This window comes from Actinoplanes aureus (assembly GCF_015704865.1).
GTDB lineage: Bacteria > Actinomycetota > Actinomycetes > Mycobacteriales > Micromonosporaceae > Actinoplanes > Actinoplanes aureus.
This window is the reverse complement of sequence record NZ_JADQTO010000008.1, coordinates 275,235-293,219: the sequence shown is the minus strand read 5'-3', so window position 1 is coordinate 293,219 and position 17,985 is coordinate 275,235. Positions and strand designations below refer to the sequence as shown.

Below are 17,985 nucleotides of genomic sequence, written 5' to 3'. Positions count from 1 at the left end.
GATCCGCCATCCGGATTACCCCATCAAGGCCGCATGCGATGCATTAGCCGGGAAAGTCGGGCACAGCGCTTCGCCAAGGCGCTCCGGCCAGCCTGGTCATTCCTTACGATCGGACAACCGGTCCTGTAGCCGATGCCCGGATGCTATTCATCGGAAATTCTCTAGTTGACGCTTCCAGACCGGGGACCGCAGGGAGATGTCGATGGCGGCGGCCACCTCAGCAGCGCGTTCCACGCCCAACTCGCGCTCGGTCAGCCACAGGCCCAGGTCCAATCCGGCGCTCAACGCGCCTGCGGTAACTCGATCGCCGTCATCGACCACCCGTTCCTCGATCACGTTGACGCCGTACGCGCGCAATTCGTCGTACGCCTTGCAATGCGTCGTGGCGTTGCGCCCGGTGAGTAGGCCGGCTGCGGCGAGCAGCATCCCACCCGTGCATACCGACGCCGTCCACCGTGCGGATCCGGCCACGTCGGCCAGCCGCTCGAGCAGCACACCGCGCTGTGCCTGCGCCCAAGAGCCTTCCTCGGCTCGGTCCAGCCATCCGCCGCCGACCACGATCACCCCGTCCGGGCGGCCCAGCACGCTCGGCACATTCAGTTGGACGCCCCGCTCACTGCGCACCGGACCGGGCTCGCGTACGGCCACCAACTCCACGTCGAACCCGGCGGTGGACAGGACCTCGAATGGTCCGAAGGCGTCAAGCTCGTCGAAGCCGTCGAAAATGAGAATCTCGATTCGCATATACACAGGCTCGCCATTACACACTGGACGTGCCAGTGGCATCCGGGCCGTCGTGCGTAAGGAACCGGCCATTCATCGCGTTTGTCAGCCGGGCCCGGCGCCGGTCGTATCTACATCAGCCCATCACGGTGGCCGACCTTGCCCGCGAGGTGGCCGCCGCTGACGGTGCCGGTTTATGGTGCGCGTCACGTCGGCCCGTACACCCAGCAGTCGGGGCGAGCGAGCGCGCCTCCACCGCAGGTCCGCCCCAGCTGCCGGCGCACGACTGGCTGCCAGTGCCGGGCGTCCTGGGCACCGGGCCAGCCCGTCAGAACCCGCGGGGATCGGTGACGGCCGCCGCAAATTTGAATACCGCCGGGGCTATGGCGAACCGCCCAGGCCGAGCGGCGGTCATCCGCGTCTCGGCCCACGGGATCGCCGGCTGGCCTGACCCCGCGTACATCTCGAGTCGCATGAAATCGCTCGGAAAACCCCCGCCGAGTACATCTCCGGACGGTTGTTCTCACTTCTCGCCTGGCAATAGGTTTCTCCCCGGGCTTGACGGCAGTGCGCCGGTCGGACGGGCCAATGCCGAATCGATGGATGGGGAGCGCCGGCGATGAGAACAGTCGTCTTTGGACTGGCCGGTCTCGTACTCGGTCTGATCCTGTTCGGCAGTGACGGGCCCGGCTTCGAGATCAACCACCTGATCCTCGGCCCAGCGGGCCTCGCCGCCGGCGTCGTGGTGCAGTGCGTGACCCGGCCCGCCGACAACGCCCCTGAATCGCGGCCCAGATTTGATCAACTATCGAGCCCGGCTCGAGCGCGGCCCGCGACGATACGGCGACGTTGGGCGCCTGCAAGGACACGCTTGGTCACCACTGGAGTGACCGGCGGTCAGCGGCATGCTTAGGGTGGTCGGTATGTGGCGCACCCGCTCGGTGACGACGTGGCGGGAGGCGGCCATCTCTTGCCTCGTTCTGGCACTCAACATGATCACCGTTCTGACCACGTCGGACGATGACGACCGGCCGCTGATGCCGCTGGGCTGGGCGCTGATCCTGATCGCCTCGGCGGTCCTGCTGTGCGGCAGAACTACCCGGTGGCCGTGCTGGTGTGCACGAGCGCGGCCGCTCTGGCGTACTACCCGCCCGGTTTCCCGGACGCGCCGATCGCGTTGAGTTTCGTCGTCGCCCTCTACACGGTGGCCCGCGACCGGAGCCCGGTGCTGTCGGTAAGCGCCGCGGTGCTGTTGGTCCTCGCCTTTTCGGTGCTGCCGGCCCTGCACGCCGACGGCCTCAACGGCATGCTGCGCGACCAGGTGCAGACCGTGATCGGGGTGGCCCCGATCCTGTTGCTGACGGTGGTGCTCGGCGAGGTAGCCCGGACCAGGGCCCGCCACGTGGCGCAGGCCGAGCAGCGGGCCGCCCTGGCCGAGGCGACCCGGGAGAGCGAGGCGTCGGGCCGGGCCATGGAGGAGCGGCTGCGGATCGCCCGCGAGCTGCACGACGTGGTAGCGCACCAGATCTCGCTGATCCACGTGCAGGCCAGCGCCGCGCTGCGCATCCGGTCGCCGGAGCCGGCGTTCGAGGCGTTGGAGGCGATCCGGACGACCAGCAATGACGCGCTGCGGGAGGTGCGGGCGGTGCTGAGCCTGCTGCGCCAGGCGGACCGCGCGGACCCGGTGCAGCCCGGGCCGTCGCTGGCCCGCCTGCGGGAGCTGATCGCCGGCACCGAGGCGGCCGGGCTGCCGGTGCGGTCCTCGGTCAAGCTGGCTGCGACGGCGCTGCCGGCGACGGTGGACGCGGCCGCGTACCGGATCATGCAGGAGGCGCTGACCAACGCGATCCGGCACTCGTCGGCGAGCAGCGCCGGGGTGGTGATCCGGCAGGACGGCGGCCAACTGATGGTCACCGTGGAGGACGACGGTGAGGGCCCGGTGGACCCGGAGACGCTACGCAACGGCAACGGTCTACGCGGGATGACCGAGCGGGCCATCATGATCGGCGGCCGGATCCAGGCCTTACCGCGACCCGAAGGCGGTTTCACGGTGCGGGCTCGGCTGCCGGTTACCCTCGACGAGAGCGGACACCGATGATCTCTCTAGTCCTTGCCGACGACCAGATCCTGGTTCGGGCCGGGTTCCGCTCCATCCTCAGCCTTGAGCCGGATCTCGAGGTGAGCGGCGAGGCCGCCAACGGGCGGGAGGCCGTGAAACTGGCCCGGGAGCGGCGCCCGGACGTGATCCTTATGGACGTCCGGATGCCGGAGTTGGACGGCCTGGCGGCGACCCGGGAGATCTGCTCGGACGAGACGCTGCGGGACGTCAAGGTGGTCATCCTGACCACGTTCGAGGCGGACGAGTACGTCTACGGCGCGATCCGGGCCGGTGCCAGCGGCTTCCTGTTGAAGGACACCGATCCGGTGGACCTGATCCGGGCGGTACGGGTGGTGGCTCGCGGCGACGCCCTGCTCGCCCCGTCGGTGACCCGGCGGCTAATCGCCGAGGTGGCCGCGCGCCTGACCCCGCCGCCGGCGCCGGAGTTGGACACGCTGACCGCGCGCGAGGTGGAGATCATGGATCTGGTAGCCCGCGGCCTGTCGAACGAGGAGATCGCCGGCCGTCTGGTGATCAGCCACGCGACCACCAAGACCCATGTCAGCAGGATCCTCACCAAGCTGTGCCTGCGGGATCGGGCCCAGCTGGTGGTGTGGGCGTACGAGTCGGGCCGCGCCCTGCCCGGCTGGCTGCCGTGAGCGGCCCGGTCAGCCAATCCCAGCGAGCTTGCGGTCCTGCGTGGTGAGCAGCCGGTTGCCGTCGGCTGTGACCAGGAACGGGTCCTCCACGCGGTCGGCGCCGAAGCCGGACTCGTAGTACAGAGTCCCCAGGTTGACGACGGTGCCGTCCTCGTTGTCCCGGGCGCGCCCCGGTGCTAACGCCGAGGACGTGGCCGGCGGTCAGGTCGAGCTCGGGCGGATCCTGTCGCACGTGCTGTTGGTGGTTGGGTGCCCGCTGCTGCTGGCGTCCCCGCGCAGGGCCTGCCAAGAACGCGAGCCATCGGCTCCCACATATGCCGGAGAACACCGTCTGACGTGCGGGTGTTTGATCTTCGTCATTTTCCGTGACTGCTTCGCGCATGTCCCGCCACATTATGATCAATCTCCTCTTTCCCAGGTGCGGAAAGGTGCTATCTGGCGCTGCGTCGGCGAGCCGGTTCGGAAGTGTTCGCGGCCATCGCGGCAACCAGATCCGCACGGGCCCGGGCCACCCGGGAGCGGATCGTGCCGACCGGGCAGCCGCAGACTTCGGCCGCCTCGGCGTAGGACAGGCCGAGCATCTGGGTGACCAGAAACGCCTCCCGCCGCTCCGGCGCCAGGCCGTCGAGCAGCTGCCGCAGCGCGGTCTGCTCGTCGATCCGGGCGTCGACGGCCGGCCCGTGCGTCTCGACAGTGGCCCGCCAATCCGCCACGTGGACGATCCGGGGCCGGGCCATGGCCGCCCGCACGTGGTCCACGGCGACCCGCCGGGCGATCGAGAACAGCCAGGTCCGGGCGGACGAGCGAGCGGCGAACCGGGGCAGGCTGCGCAGCGCCCGAAGATAGGTCTCCTGGGCGAGGTCGTCGGCCTCCCGCGGCCCGACCAGGTGGACCAGGAACCGGTGCACTTCGGCCTGGGTGGCCCGGATGAAGGTGGCGGCCGACGCCTGGCAGCCCTGCCCCGCGGCCAGGGCGGCGGCAGTGATGGCCTGGTTGTCCATGACACGTCCCTTCGTGGTCACAGGCCCGCCCGGCCGCCGGCCGAGGGGGACAGCTCCCTTCGCGATGCGCGGGTGAGATCCCGCGAGCGGGTGATCCCGCGCACGGTGTCGATGCTCGCCGGGGAGCGCCTCAGCCGGGAGCGAAGGCAGGTGGACGGCGCGGACCGGGTACGACGACAAGGCCTGCCGTCCAGTCGGGCCCTGCACGGAGGTCGCCGATCAGTTGTGGTGGCCGCCGGAGGAGCCGGCGTTGATGGTGCGGGCCACCTGGTTCTCGGTGCCCGGCTCGACCACGACGTACTGGCCCATCATGCCCTTGTCCTCGTGCCGCAAGATGTGGCAGTGGAACATGTACGGCGACACCGGGTCGACGTACGTGTTGAACTTGACCGACAGTCGGGCTGTCGCGCCCTTAGGCAGGAAGACGGTGTCCTTCGGGCCGCGCTGGTACTCCGGCGGCGGGTGGCCGTTGAGCTCCATGACACGGAAGTCCACCTCGTGAATGTGGAAGTTGTGTGCGTACGAGGTGTTGATGACCTCCCAGATCTCGTGCGCTCCGGCGGGCACCACCTCGTCGATCCGGTTCATGTCCATCTCCTTGTCGTTGATCTCGGAGCCGGACAGCCGGAACGTGCGCACCCGCGCGCCGGCCGGTGGCGCGGTGGCGGGCACCCCGCCGAGGGCCGAAGGCAGGTCCGGGGAATCGGCCAGGTCCTGCGCGGTGATCAACCTCATCAGGTCGTAGTCGTCCTCCTCCGGGTCGCCGGCCGACCGCTCCGTCTCGCCGACGCTGTTGAGCACGATCTGCTCGCCCGGGGCGAACCGCACCACGATCTGGGCCCGCTCGGCCGGGCTGAGCTTGACCCGGTCCACCTCCACCGGCCGTTCCAGCAGGCCGCCGTCGGTGCCGACGACGTGGAACTTGCGGTTGTCGGCGAAGCCCACCCGGTACACACGGGCGTTGGAAGCGTTGAGGATGCGGAACCGCACCGTCCGCGTGGTGACCTTGAACTCGGCGCCGAACGTGCCGTTGATCAGGATGCTGTCACCGAGGACACCCCAGGTGCCGTCCTCCACGCCATCCTCGTCGAGCTTGCCGTCGTCCTCGAAGTTCTTGTCCTGGATGATCAGGGGGACGTCGTCGACGCCGTACTCACTCGGCAGGTCCGGCTTGTTGTCGTCGTCGATGATGATCAGGCCGGCCAGGCCACGGTAGACGTGCATGGCGGTCCGCTCGTGCAGATGCGGGTGGTACCACCCCATCATGGCCGGCTGATCGATCGTCCACTCCGGCGTCCACGTGGCTCCCGGCTCGATCATCTGGTGCGGGCCGCCATCCATCTTCGCGGGCAGCCGGATGCCATGCCAGTGCAGGGTACTGGTCTCGCCGATCTGGTTGGTGACCCGCATGCGTACCTTGTCACCGCGGGTTACCCGCAGAGTCGGGCCCAGGTAGGCGCCGTTGATGCCCCAGGTGTCGGCGACCTTGCCGGGCTGGAACTCGGTGCGGCCGCCGGCCTGCATGGTGAGGTTGAACTGCTTCATCCCGTCCGCGCCGGTCTCCGGACCCAGGATCGGCGGAATCCGCAACGAGTTGCTGAAGCCGGCCCCATTGCCGGAGGAGGGCTTCTCGGAATCCGCGTCACAGGAAACCGCGGCGGTAGCCGCACCGGAAAAGGCGGCCAGGAGGAGCACACTTCTACGCTTCATAGTTCTAATCCTTCCATGGTCGGCATCGATTGCCTCGCTATAAAGCCCCCGAGTGACCCCTGATTTCGCCGATCCCGGCATACCTCTCCAGACGTATGCCGGGATACGACCGGAGATGTATTCCAGTGCCCATTACCGGGCAGGAAGCGCCAGAGCAGAACAACAGGCAAGCTGGCACAGCAGCGTACGATTAATGGCGTGATCGAATGAGCCTTTCAACCTGACGGTGCTGGTCGCGGCAGGGCACCCTGATCACGACCGCACCCGAACAGCCGTGTCGCCGACCAGCGGCCGTACTACTCGGGCGAACCAGCGGCACGGCTGTTCGGGTGCGGTCGTCCTGGCTCACTCCGGCTGGTTCGGAGTGTCGTGGCCGGCCTCAAACGGGGTGCTGTAGCCCTCGTAGTTGAGGTGCATGACCATGCCGACGGCCGCGTGGTCGAGATCGTGGCAGTGGTCCATCCAGATCCCCGGGTTGTCCGCCTTAAACATGATCTCGTACGTCTCGCCGGGGTGGACGGTGACCGTGTCCAGCCACTGCGGGCTGCCCGAGGCGGCCATGCCGTTGCGGGACAGCACGAGCACGTGGTGGCCGTGCAGGTGCATCGGATGGTCGACGAAGCTGCGGTTGACGAATCGCATCTTGACGATGTCGCCTTCCCGGACGGTTACCGGCGGCACGTCCGGGAAGAGGTCGCCGTTGGCGGTGTAGACCATGCGCAGCGAGCCGTCGAAGAAGCCCAGGCGGTTGTCGAAGATCCACTCGACCATCTGTTCCGGCCGGGTACCCGGGCCGAACTCGGTCGGTGCCGGGGTGCCGTAACTGTTGGCGTCGAGCGGCTCGCCGTCGAGTTTCGCGGCCAGTTCGCCGGCGCCGTCCGGGCTGAGCAGCAGGCCCTTGTCCGGGTGCAGGGTGGTGGCCAGCCGGACCGCGCCGGCCGGCATGGTGAACTCGAGGTCGTACCGGGCGCCGCCGCCGACGACCAGCAGCCGGTCGGAGATCTCGGCCGGGCCGTTCACCGGCGTACCGTCGATGCCGGTGACCCGGAACGGGGTGCCGGTGAGGCCGAAGCGGCGGGTCTGGCTGTCCGAGTTGATCAGTCGCAGGCGCACTTTGGTGCCAGCCGGGGTGGCCCGGCGCTGCACCTGGTCGACGCCGTTGACCGTCTGGTGCTGGCCCTTGAAGGTGTGCACCACGACCGGGATGTCGGTGATGCCGGCGTCGGCTCCGGCCGGCGCGTCGACCACGATGGCGCCGAAGAGGCCGCCGCGCACCTGCTCCGAGGAGATCTGGTGCGAGTGGTACCAGTAGCTGCCCACGTCCGGCGGCCGGAACCGGTAGACGTGCCGGCCACCGACCGGGACCGCGTGCTGGGTGAGACCGGGCACGCCGTCCTCGGCATTCGGCACGTCGACGCCGTGCCAGTGCAGGGAGACGCCGGCTGTCACGTCCTTGTTGATCAGCTCGACCTCGACCAGCTCGTTCTGCCTGACCCGCAGCTGCGGGCCCGGTGCCGTGCCGTTGTAGGTCCAGCCCTGGATCCTGGCCCCGGACGGCAGGGTGATCTCGGAGGTCTGCGCGGTCAGGGTAAACTTCCGGTCCGGCTCGCCGTCGCGCGGGCCGGTCAGTTCGGTGATCGACGTGCCCTTCCCGGGGGCCGCCGCGGCGTGGGCGCCACCACTGTGCGCCGCTGCAGCCGCCTGGGCATGCGTACCTCCGACATGTTCGGCCATGTTGTAACGACCCGGCACTTTGCTCGCCGACGCCGCCCAGACCAGGCCGAGGACGACGACCGCGACGAACGCGACGACGGTGGCGGCCGCCCGCGCCGCGCGGATCCCCCAGCGGGGAAACTCGCCGCCCGCGGCGACCCGGCCCGCCACCCGGCGCAGTTTGACCACCTGGGTCAGCGCGGCCAGCAGGAACACTGTGCCGTAGAGGGCGATCTCGTCGAGCAGGGAAGGCACGGGCTGCCGGAAGAAGGCCAACCAGACCGCGAACGCGCCGCCGATCGCGGTGAGCCGGGGCGGGAGCGCCGGCCGCAGGTCGGTGAGGGCGGCGCGGCGCTCGGCGCCCGAGCCGTCGGCCGCGCGGCGCAGGGCGAGCAGGGCGGGGAACGTCCACCAGAACGACAGCACGGCCGGGATCACCACCATCGGCACCACGAACACCAGATGGTTGACCCCAAACAGCCAGCCCTGCGCCAGGAGAATCCCGACCAGTGCGGCCTTCACCAGGGCCGGGATCCCGGCGACGACCAACAGCACGAGCGCCCACAGGGCGTTTCTCGTGAGCTTGCCCGGCTCGGTCTGCCGCACCACGCGGCCCAGTTGCCAAGAGGTGAGCGCCCAGAAGACGATCAACGCGAAACTAGCCGAAATGTCGACGCCTGTCCAGGCCTCAAACATCAAGTGTCCTTCCCTTTCGAGCGGCCGCGTCGCGGCGTTGCTCCGATTCGATCGCTCAAGTTCGCCGGATGCGGTCGAATACGAGGCGCCGCCTCGATCCGGCCGCACCATTTGTTTCGATCCGCTCGCACGGCTGCAATCAACTCGATTATTTCGTCTCTTTCGAGCGTGCGCGTCGATCGGCAGAGGTACTTTTCCGGCGGCGTTTCAAAGGTTCGTACATCTCCGGGTGTACGGCCGTCCGGCGCCGGCCCGGACCGGGAATGGAAAGCAATATGCGCGCACATTCACGAGTAGTGCTCGGAGTCCAGCGCCGCCTCCTGGGTGATCGCGCAGACGGCCAGTACCGACTGGTGACCGTGGACGTGCCCGCTGGACTCGATCAGCTGGATCTCGGGCAGCAGCTTGGTGTCGCCTCCACCACCCGGTACGGCGGTCCAGGCCGGCTCACAAACACATCACCTTGGAGGCCGCACAGCGTTTCCCCGCCCCGCACCCGTGCGCGGGTGACGGCGCGGCGCGGCGCGGCGCGGCGCGGCGCGGCGCGGGGAACTTTCCCCGCGCCCTCCCCGACTAACCCCCCGTCAAGCCTTTGACCAGCGGCCACGTCCCGGACGGGCTGAGAACGCTGCGTGAGGAGAGTTGTGATCACCATTCTGAGAGGCTCCATCGCCATGACAGGGGCGGCTCTCTGCCTGGTCATAGGGGGGTGCGGGACCGGCTCCGCGATCGGCTCCGGCGGGGAACCGGCTGCGGTCGGCGCCGTCTCGACCTACGGTGTCACACCGGCCGAGAAGACCACCGCGTACCCGTTGACGGTGCGCAACTGTGGGCAGACGCTGCGGTTCGACAAGGCCCCGTCCCGGGTCCTCATCCTCAACGGCGCCTCGGTCGCCGAGGTGGAGAGCTTCATCGTGCTGGGTTTGCAGGACCGGATTGCGGCGAGCGCTCAGTCGTACGGGGCCTACGACGATCCGTCCATCGCCGCGGCCGTCGCCGCCGTCCCCACCGGTGGGCTCACCACCAACGGAAACTTCGACGTCCCCCGCGAGCAGGTGCTGGCCATGAAACCGGACCTGGTCGTGTCGACCTGGTCCGGCGGTTTCGACGCCAAATCCGGTTTCGCCACCCGGCAGGAGCTGGCCGCGGTCGGGATCGCCTCCTGGGTGCCGCCGGCCAACTGCGCCTACGGCAAACCGGACGCCACCGACGCGGAGAAGGCCGCCTACGCCGGCCAGTCCATCGAGTCGAGCTTCGAGATGCTCACCGAACTCGGCCGAATCTTCGACGTCTCGGCAAAGGCCGAGCAGGTGGTGTCGTCGCTGCGAGCCCGGCTCAACGCGGTCCGCGCCCGGGTCGCCGGCAAGCCTAAGAAGAACGTGCTGATCGCGTACCCCGGCATGTCGATGATGAACGCGGCCGGCGTCCCAGCGGTGATGGCCAACGGCGTCGCCAACGACGTGATCGCCTCGGCCGGTGGCGTGAACCCGTTCGCCGCCGGCGGCCAAGAAGGCGCCAACCAGCTCAGCCGGGAACAACTCGCGGTCACCAATGTGGACATCCTGGCGGTGGGCCTGTTCGCCGTCGGTGAGAAAGCCGACGAGGAAGCCACGAAGATCTTCGCCGCGTTCCCGCAGTGGCCGGCCGCGACGGCGAAGGCGTACACGTACGTCGCCGACGGGGCCTACCTCGGACCGGCGAACGTGTTCGCGGTCGAGAAGATCGCCGCGGCGGTGCACCGTGAGTAGGACCACGCCGGTCGCCCCGGGCCGGCCAGCACCCACCACACCGCCGGGCCACGCCCGGGAGCGCCGGCGCACCGCCGTCATCCCCACTACGGCCCTCGTGGTCGTCCTGCTCGCCGCCCTCGTGCTGGCCATCCTGACCGCCGTCGCGGTCGGCACGGTCGCCATGCCGCTGGGCGTGGTCTGGCAGGTGATCAGCGCCCACCTCACCGGCGGCCCCGTCGGGGTGGACCCGCTCTCCGACCAGATCATCTGGCAGTACCGGACCCCGCGCGTGCTGCTCGCCGCCCTCGCCGGGGCCGGGCTCGCGGTCGCCGGGGTCTGCCTGCAAGCGCTGGTTCGCAACCCGCTGGCCGATCCGTACGTGCTAGGTATCTCTTCCGGCGCGTCCCTCGGGGCGGTGCTCGTCCTCTCATACGGTTCGGCTGCTCTGGGAGGACTTGGCGTGGCTGGCGCCGCCTTCCTCACCGCTCTGCTCACGCTGGCCGCGGTCTTCCTACTCGCCCAGCGCGGCAGCCGGCTCGGCGCGACACGGCTGGTGCTGGCCGGCATCGCCACCACCTACCTGACCACGGCGGCGACCAGCTACGTACAGTTGCATGCCAGCCCGAACGAACTACGCGGCATCATGTTCTGGCTGCTGGGCTCGGTCTCCGGGGCCACCTGGCCGGCGCTGCGCATCCCGGCCGTCGTCGTCGTCGTCACCCTGGCCTGGCTGATCCTGCGAGCCCGGTCGCTCAACGCGCTGACCACCGGCGACGACAGCGCGGCTACCCTGGGCATCCCGGTGAACCGGCTGCGCGTCGAACTGCTCGCAGTGTCCGCCCTGCTCACCGCGGCCGTGGTCGCGGTCGCCGGTGGGGTCGGCTTCATCGGCCTGATGATCCCGCACATGGTTCGGCTGATCGTCGGCCCCGACCATCGCCGGGCCCTCCCGGTCGCGGCGGTGGGCGGGGCGTTGTTCCTGGTCCTGGTCGACCTCGGCACCCGCACGGTCGACCCGCCCAACGAGTACCCGCTCGGCGTCTTCACCGCCGCGCTCGGCGCGCCATTCTTCCTGTGGCTGCTGCGCCGCAACAAGAACGAGGTGATTTGATGGGTAAGGCTGGAACCCGCGTGCATCTGTCCGGGGTCACCGCACGGATTAACGGGACACCGATCGTCGGGGACGTCGACCTCGTGGCTGAACCCGGGCAGATCGTCGGGCTGATCGGCCCTAATGGCAGCGGCAAGTCCACCCTGCTGCGCACCGTCTACCGCTCGCTGCGCCCGGCGACCGGGGTCATCCGGCTCGACGGCGACGACCTGTGGCGGATGTCCGCCCGCGAGGCCGCCCGGCACCGCGCCGCGGTCACCCAAGACCACAGCGTCGACACCGGGTTCTCCGTCCGAGACGTGGTGGCCATGGGGCGTACCCCGCACAAGGGTCTTCTCGACCGGGACACCAGCGCCGACCAGGAGATCGTCGACGACGCACTGGAACGCGTTCGGATGACCTGGGCGGGTGAACGGATCTTCACCAGCCTGTCCGGCGGGGAACGGCAGCGCGTCCTGCTCGCCCGTGCGCTGGCCCAGCAGCCCTCCCTGCTGGTCCTCGACGAGCCGACCAACCATCTGGACGTACGGGCGCAACTCGACCTGCTCGAACTCATCCGCACCCTGCGTCTCACCACGGTGACCGCCCTGCACGACCTGGACCACGCGGCTGCGTACTGCGACCATCTCGTGCTGCTGCGCGCCGGGTCGGTGGTGGCCGCCGGGCCCCCCGCCGACGTGCTCACCCCGGACCGGATCGCGGACGTCTTCGGCGTCCGCGCCCACCTCGGCCATCACCCGATCACCGGCCGGCTGCACGTCGCCACCGCGCCGCTGTCCGCCGACGTCGCCGCGACAACCGGGGTCTGAGCGGCCTGGTGATCTCAGTCCGGGGTGCGCGCTGCATCCGCGCTCTCGACGCAAGCCCGTCGCCAGCCACAAGGCCTTGCACTCAGCCGTCAACGCACAGGCCCCGCAATTGCTTGCTCTGTCCGGTGTCGGCGCTCTCGTCGCCGCAACCGTTCTGCGGGCTGGTCACACCCCGGCGCTGCCGCGGGGCGCACCACACCAGCGGTGCCGGCATCGGATGGCGTTCAAACCCGACGAGATCCACGACGGTCAAGCCGCTGCAGAACTGGGCGGCGAATACCGCAACGTGCACATCACACCGTCTGTAGTGCGCGATGCCTTGGGCGATGCGGCCGGCGGCGGGGCCTCGGGCGCGATGCCGCTCCTGCTGTGCGGCGAGGTAGTGGCCTCGCTGGCCACCACGGTTCGTACTGCTCACGCGCACCGGCACAGTGCGGGCACCGGTGCCAGCAGGCCCGCCGCCGCGGCGATGGCCGCACTGATCGGCGCCGCGTCCGGGCACCAGCGGGCCTCGTGTTCGAGGATTACCGGCCCGGTGAAGCCGGCCGTGCGCGCCTCGGCCAGCACCGCTGGGCAGCGGCACCACGCCGGTGCCCGGCACGATCGGGGTCAGCCGGTCGCCGGCCGCGACGTCCTAGACCTGGACCTCGGCGAGCCACGGGCGCAGCGCCGCGGTCAGCTCGGGTGGTTCACCGGCCCGCCACGGGTGCAGCGCGTCCCATAGGGCGCCGACGCCGCTGCCGGCCCGAGCGGTCTCCAGCAGCATGCTCAGGTCGGTGCCGCGCCCGAAGACGTCGTGTGTCTCGACCAGCAGCCGTACCCGCTGCCCCGGGCCTGCGCGGCGGCTGCGGCCAGGGTGGCGGCGGCCCGCGTCAGATACGCCACGGCGGCTCCGGAGCCGCCGGGCATCAGCCGCAGCGCCGGGGCGCCCGGGTCGAACGCGAGGTCCAGGTGGGCGGCGAGGCCGGCGGCGCCGTCGGCGAGGGTGACGTAGGGGGCGAGACCGAGCAGCGCCAGCCCGGAGTCGCCGAGCTGGTGCCGGACGACCTGCCGCTCAGCACGGCTGAGCCCGGGGTGCACCGGCTCGTCGGCGGCGCAGCGCAGTTGCACCGCACCGACGCCGTGGCCGCGTAGCAGCTCGCCGACCTGTGGCAGCGGCATACCGGGACCCTGCGGATGCCGAAAACCTCATCCGTGCAGCTCACGCTGCATGATCGTATTCGTGGAGAAGTCCGCCGAGACGACCATTTCGGCGTATGCGCAGGCTTGTGATCGCGGCGGGATTGGTGATCGGCTCGGGGAGCGGACGCTGGGGGCGGGCGTTCGCGATACCTCGGTGGGGACGATGATCGTTATGGTGCGGTTCGTACTCGCTTAGCGCGTGTAGCAGGTGTGCCTGGTTCCAGATCAGCGTCCGGTCGAGCAGTTCGTGGCGGCAGGACTGGATCCATCGCTCCATGACCGAGTTCATCCGGGGCATGCGGACGCCGCTGAGCACCACGGTGATGCCGGCGTCGGCGAGGATCGTGTCGAACAGCGCCGGGTACTTGCCGTCTCGGTCTCGGATCAGGTACTTCATCCGGCAGCCGGCATCGTCGAGGTCCATGAGCGGGTTCCGGGCTATCTGGGCAACCCATGCCGAGTTCGGGTGGGTGGTAACGCCGAGGACGCGTACCCGGCGGGGTCGCGTGTTCGATGACCGCTAGGACGTGCAGCCGGGCACCGGTCACCGTCGTCGTCTCGAAGAAGTCGGCGGCAAGGATCGCGTGGGCTTGGGCGCGTAGGAACGTCGCCCAGGTGTCGTTGGTGCGCTGGGGTGCCGGGGCGATTCCGGCCTCGTAGAGGATTTCCCATACGGTCGAGGCGGTGATCTTGATACCGAGGACGAGGAGTTCGCCGTGGATTCTGCGGTACCCCCACGTGTTGTTCTCGCGGGCCAGGCGCAGCACCAGCCGGCGGATCGACCGGATAGTTCGTGGCCGCCCGACTCAGGTGGGCCGGGAGGCCCTGGCGTGCCGTCGCGCCGACCCGAAGGAGTGGGCATCTGACACACGCGTTTTCGTGCTGGCAAGGCGTTCCGTGGTCGCGTCCGCAGATTCCAAGCGCGACCTTCCGCAGCTCGAAGTGGGCGTGGAACTGGTCCCATTCTGCGGCGGTGAGCTCGCGGTATTCCTCGCTGGGCGCTCGGCGCGGCGGCGGGCGATGAAGGCCCGGTGGTGGGTGATCACGTCCTCGGAGTAGATCGCGGCATACCCCATCGTGGTGTCCACCGTGGAGTGGCCGCGGACCTTGGCCGCGATGTGTGGGGCAGTCCGGAGCGGATGGCGTCGGTGACGAAGATCCTCCGGAAGTCGTGGGGCCGCCACTGCAGAGGCTGTTCGCCTGCGACGATCTGCGCGGTATCTGACATGGCGACGAGGCACTCCCGGATGTAGCTGCGAGTGAGTGGCCGGCCTCGGTGCGAAGCGCCGCTGGAACAGGAACGGCATCGGCGGGCTCAGAGGCCGTTCGGCGGCTCCCATCTGGTTCGCAGCTCGAGATCGGTCAGCGCACGATAGTCGCCGAGCCGCTCGTCGTCAGGGTCGGTGATCAGGTGAACGTCGGGCACGGGGGTCAGTCGATCCGATACGTGAGGTGGGTGGCCTGCCCGGACGGGCGGGCGTGGATCTGGCGCAGCGGCCGCGGCGGCAGGCCGGTGAACAGCGGCGTGCCGCCGCCGAGCAGGACCGGGGCGAGGTGCAGGCGCAGCTCGTGGGCGAGCCCGGCGGCGAGCGCACTGCGCACGGTCTCGGCGCCGCCCATGATCACCACGTCCCGGTCGCCGGCCACCGCGGAGGCCTTGGCGATGGCGCTGGCCAGGCCGTCGATGACGAAGGTGAACCGGTCGGCCAGCCGGACCCGATCCGGCGGCGTACGCGTGACGACCAGCACCGGCGGCTCGGCGTTGCGTCCCGCGCCGTAGCCCAGGTCGTCGTTCCATCCGTTCGGGCCGTCGACGACGTCGAAGAGCCGGCGGCCCATGACGACCGCACCGGTGGCGGCGACCGCCTCGTCGAGCACGTCGGCGTCGACCGAGTCCGGGTGCAACGCCCAGGTGTGCAAACCTTCGCCGCCGCGGCCGAGGCCGTGCTCCGGATTGGGATCGGGTCCGGTGACGAACCCGTCCAGCGAGATCGAGATGTCCGCGATCACCCTAGCCATGCTGGCATTATCCGCGACCGGCTCAGGAGCTCGGCATCAGCCGCCCGCCGGTCCAGGCGAGGCCCATCCCGGCGGCGAGCAGCAGCAGGGCTCCGACGGTGGGCACCGGTGGGGCGACCGAGGTGCCCGAGCCGATCGTCACCGCGGCGAGCATCAACAGCACCCCGTCGGCCGGGTTGACCAGCTTGGAGCGGAACACCGCCCAGCCCAGCATCAGCAGACCGATGCTCGTGATCAGGCCGGCGGTGCCGAGGAACGCCGGGATGCGACCCGCGACCAGCGGGGCACTCTCCACCACGGCGTCCTCCGGCAGGGCCGCGAGCGGCAGCAGCAGGGTGGCGCCGGCCAGCGCGACGAGCAGGCCGCCCAGGGCGCACCGGCGGGTACGCGAGCCAGCCAGCAGACCGGCCAGGGCGATCAGCGAGATGGTGGCGAGCCAGCCGGCGACCAGCCCGACGGCGAGCGGGCCGGGCGGGCTGTCGACGCCGAGGGTGACCCAGCCGTACAGCACGGCGGCGACCGGGAGCGCCCACAGGGCCAGGCGCGCGTACCGGCGGACCGACCAGATCCAGACGGCGTCGCGTACCGGAAGGTGGTCCATGCCGGCGGCCGGCGTCGCGGCGCCGACCCAGGCCGGAGCTATCCGAAGCGGGCGACCGCTGGCCGTCTGACGCGGGCTGATGCTCATGGCTCCTCGATCACCGGGTCGACAAGGCTCGCAGGGCCGGTAAATCGGAGCATGCCAAACATCCGCGATGCATGTGGCGGATACCACAAAACCGGCAGGGCCAGCCCCGATATGGGACCGGCCCTGCCGGAAAGGTCAGGCTTTCTCGATGCGGTTCGTCTCGTGGTAGTCGGCGCTGCCCAGCGCGGACGCCGGCGGGATAACGGTGGCCCGCCCGGCCGCCGGGAGCGCGGCGGGGTCGTCCTGGCCGCTCACCTCGGCCTCGGCCGCGCGTACCTCTGCGCCCACCCGCCGCGCCTCGGCCTCGGCGGCTTCGGCGGCCGCCTGGGCCTCACGCTCGACGGCGCCCGAGTCGATGGACGATGTGGGCAGGTCACCGGCCATGCTCGCCAGACCACCGAGCGCGCCGCCGAGGCCCTCGAGGGCCTTGGTCAGCTCGGTCGGCACGATCCACACCTTGTTCGCCGAGCCGTTGGCGATCTGCGGCAGGGACTGGAGGTACTGGTACGCCAGCACCTTCTGCGACGGGTTGGCCTGGTGGATCGCGTCGAAGACGGTCCGGATCGCCTTGGCCTGGCCCTCCGCCTGCAGGATGCGGGACTGCCGGTCACCGTCGGCGCGCAGCACCGCGGCCTGCTTCTCACCCTCGGCGGTGAGGATCGCGGCCTGCTTGTGGCCCTCGGCGTTGAGGATGGTGGCGCGGCGCTCCCGCTCGGCGCGCATCTGCTTCTCCATCGAGTCGCGGATGCTGGGCGGCGGCTCGATGGCCTTGAGCTCGACCCTGGTGACCTTGATGCCCCACCGGCCGGTGGTCTCGTCCAGCACGCTGGACAGGTGCTTGTTGATCTGATCGCGGCTGGTCAGCGCACGCTCCAGGTCGAGCGAGCCGATCACGTTACGCAGGGTGGTGACGGTCAGTTGCTCTATCGCCTGAAGGAAATGGGAGATCTCGTAGGTGGCCCGGACCGGGTCGACCACCTTGAAGTAGAGCACGGTGTCGATCGAGACGACCAGGTTGTCCGAGGTGATCACGGGCTGCGGGGGGAACGAGACCACCTGCTCCCGCATGTCGACCTTGGTACGCACCGCGTCGACGAACGGGACCAGCAGGTTGAGCCCCGGCGACAGGGTGCGCTTGTACTTGCCCAGCCGCTCCACGACGTCCATCCGCTGCTGCGGGACGATCCGGACGGAGCGCACCAGGGTGGTCACCGCGAAGACCGCGATGGCTATGACGAGGACCAGGATGATGACTTCCATGACGCCTCTCAGTTGCTCGTGACGGGTACTACCTAGACGTCGGGAAGGTCGTCGTGCCAGACCAGGACCGTGGCGCCACGGACCTTGACGACCCGAACATGCTCACCGGGGAGGAACGTCTCATTGCCGTCGTACGCCCGTGCCTGCCACAGCTCTCCGTCAAGTTTGATCATGCCGTGGTCGGCACCGACCTCGTCCACGACCGTGCCGCGCGACCCCTCGATCGCCTCGATCCCGAACGGTGTCTCGCCCGACTCCAGGGCGGATCGCGCGTGCCGCATGACGATCGGGCGGACCGCTGCCACCGACACACCGGAGACCAGCGCGAACACGATGACCTGAACCAACACCGAGGCGCCGAGCCCGGCGGCGATCGCCGCACCGGCGGCGCCGGCGGCGAAGAAGACGATGAGAATCGTCGCGGTGAAGGCCTCGGCGATCACCAGGGCGATCGCGAGGATGATCCAGAGTAAGGCGTCCACATCCACGATCGTGGCACGTCCGCGCACGTTCAGCGACGCCAGAATGCGGCGTACCCGAATCGACGTCGAACAGTTAGACCCACGAGTTCGCCACAGGAGGGACC

General features: G+C 69.7%; 18 protein-coding genes and 1 pseudogene. 5 read left to right on the top strand and 14 right to left on the bottom strand.

Annotated features, from left to right (window positions below):
- Positions 1-147: 147 nt before the first annotated feature.
- On the bottom strand, positions 148-744 hold the full coding sequence (locus I4J89_RS19640) for a DJ-1/PfpI family protein (RefSeq protein WP_196415431.1): 597 nt from the start codon (positions 742-744) through the stop codon (positions 148-150).
- A gap of 1,063 nt (positions 745-1,807) precedes the next feature.
- Between I4J89_RS19640 and I4J89_RS51525 the strand changes: the two genes are divergently transcribed.
- Positions 1,808-2,821, top strand: coding sequence for a sensor histidine kinase (locus I4J89_RS51525; protein ID WP_196415430.1), 1,014 nt, complete (start codon positions 1,808-1,810; stop codon positions 2,819-2,821).
- The gene (locus I4J89_RS19630) at positions 2,818-3,480 is read left to right on the top strand and encodes a response regulator (RefSeq protein ID WP_196415429.1); all 663 of its coding nucleotides are present in this window, start codon (positions 2,818-2,820) and stop codon (positions 3,478-3,480) included. The genes I4J89_RS51525 and I4J89_RS19630 overlap by 4 nt, the downstream gene beginning before the upstream one ends.
- Before the next feature lie 431 nt (positions 3,481-3,911).
- Here the strand turns inward: I4J89_RS19630 and I4J89_RS19625 are convergent, their stop codons facing one another.
- From I4J89_RS19625 to I4J89_RS19615, 3 genes are all read right to left on the bottom strand, one after another.
- Complete coding sequence (locus tag I4J89_RS19625; protein ID WP_196415428.1) at positions 3,912-4,481, bottom strand: sigma-70 family RNA polymerase sigma factor; 570 nt, start codon at positions 4,479-4,481, stop codon at positions 3,912-3,914.
- Between the two features lie 219 nt (positions 4,482-4,700).
- A complete protein-coding gene (locus I4J89_RS19620) occupies positions 4,701-6,191 on the bottom strand; it encodes a multicopper oxidase family protein (RefSeq protein WP_196415427.1) in 1,491 nt (496 codons plus the stop codon).
- Between the two features lie 345 nt (positions 6,192-6,536).
- A complete protein-coding gene (locus I4J89_RS19615; protein WP_196415426.1) occupies positions 6,537-8,600 on the bottom strand; it encodes a multicopper oxidase family protein in 2,064 nt (687 codons plus the stop codon).
- 674 nt (positions 8,601-9,274) lie between these two features.
- Between I4J89_RS19615 and I4J89_RS49570 the strand changes: the two genes are divergently transcribed.
- The 3 genes from I4J89_RS49570 to I4J89_RS19605 are packed head-to-tail and all read left to right on the top strand — an operon-like array spanning position 9,275 to position 12,250.
- Positions 9,275-10,348: an ABC transporter substrate-binding protein gene (locus I4J89_RS49570; protein ID WP_230859199.1), complete on the top strand. Its 1,074-nt coding sequence runs from the start codon at positions 9,275-9,277 to the stop codon at positions 10,346-10,348.
- On the top strand, positions 10,341-11,441 hold the full coding sequence (locus tag I4J89_RS19610) for a FecCD family ABC transporter permease (RefSeq protein ID WP_309238375.1): 1,101 nt from the start codon (positions 10,341-10,343) through the stop codon (positions 11,439-11,441). Before I4J89_RS49570 ends, I4J89_RS19610 begins: the two co-directional genes overlap by 8 nt.
- Positions 11,441-12,250, top strand: a complete 810-nt coding sequence (locus tag I4J89_RS19605; RefSeq protein WP_196415424.1) for an ABC transporter ATP-binding protein — start codon at positions 11,441-11,443, stop codon at positions 12,248-12,250. Before I4J89_RS19610 ends, I4J89_RS19605 begins: the two co-directional genes overlap by 1 nt.
- Positions 12,251-12,332: 82 nt before the next feature.
- On the opposite strand, the gene I4J89_RS19600 is transcribed toward I4J89_RS19605, so the two are convergent.
- From I4J89_RS19600 to I4J89_RS19560, 10 genes and pseudogenes are all read right to left on the bottom strand, one after another.
- Complete coding sequence (locus I4J89_RS19600) at positions 12,333-12,668, bottom strand: hypothetical protein (protein WP_196415423.1); 336 nt, start codon at positions 12,666-12,668, stop codon at positions 12,333-12,335.
- Positions 12,665-12,817, bottom strand: coding sequence for a hypothetical protein (locus I4J89_RS19595; protein ID WP_196415422.1), 153 nt, complete (start codon positions 12,815-12,817; stop codon positions 12,665-12,667). The genes I4J89_RS19600 and I4J89_RS19595 overlap by 4 nt, the downstream gene beginning before the upstream one ends.
- Before the next feature lie 67 nt (positions 12,818-12,884).
- Entirely contained in the window at positions 12,885-13,016 is a 132-nt protein-coding gene (locus I4J89_RS50875) for a hypothetical protein (RefSeq protein WP_255521699.1), read from the bottom strand.
- Positions 13,017-13,018: 2 nt separating this feature from the next.
- Positions 13,019-13,411, bottom strand: coding sequence for a hypothetical protein (locus I4J89_RS19590; protein ID WP_196415421.1), 393 nt, complete (start codon positions 13,409-13,411; stop codon positions 13,019-13,021).
- A 40-nt stretch (positions 13,412-13,451) separates the two neighbouring features.
- Complete coding sequence (locus I4J89_RS19585) at positions 13,452-13,856, bottom strand: integrase core domain-containing protein (RefSeq protein ID WP_230859198.1); 405 nt, start codon at positions 13,854-13,856, stop codon at positions 13,452-13,454.
- Positions 13,857-14,750: 894 nt separating this feature from the next.
- Positions 14,751-14,867 (bottom strand): annotated as a pseudogene (locus tag I4J89_RS19580) (TrmH family RNA methyltransferase); the annotation flags it as partial.
- Positions 14,864-15,451, bottom strand: coding sequence for a dihydrofolate reductase family protein (locus I4J89_RS19575; RefSeq protein ID WP_196415420.1), 588 nt, complete (start codon positions 15,449-15,451; stop codon positions 14,864-14,866). The gene I4J89_RS19575 and the pseudogene I4J89_RS19580, both read right to left, overlap by 4 nt.
- Before the next feature lie 22 nt (positions 15,452-15,473).
- A complete protein-coding gene (locus tag I4J89_RS19570; protein WP_196415419.1) occupies positions 15,474-16,139 on the bottom strand; it encodes a hypothetical protein in 666 nt (221 codons plus the stop codon).
- A gap of 135 nt (positions 16,140-16,274) precedes the next feature.
- Positions 16,275-17,399, bottom strand: coding sequence for an SPFH domain-containing protein (locus tag I4J89_RS19565; RefSeq protein WP_196415418.1), 1,125 nt, complete (start codon positions 17,397-17,399; stop codon positions 16,275-16,277).
- Between the two features lie 32 nt (positions 17,400-17,431).
- The gene (locus I4J89_RS19560; protein ID WP_196415417.1) at positions 17,432-17,881 is read right to left on the bottom strand and encodes an NfeD family protein; all 450 of its coding nucleotides are present in this window, start codon (positions 17,879-17,881) and stop codon (positions 17,432-17,434) included.
- Positions 17,882-17,985: the final 104 nt, after the last annotated feature.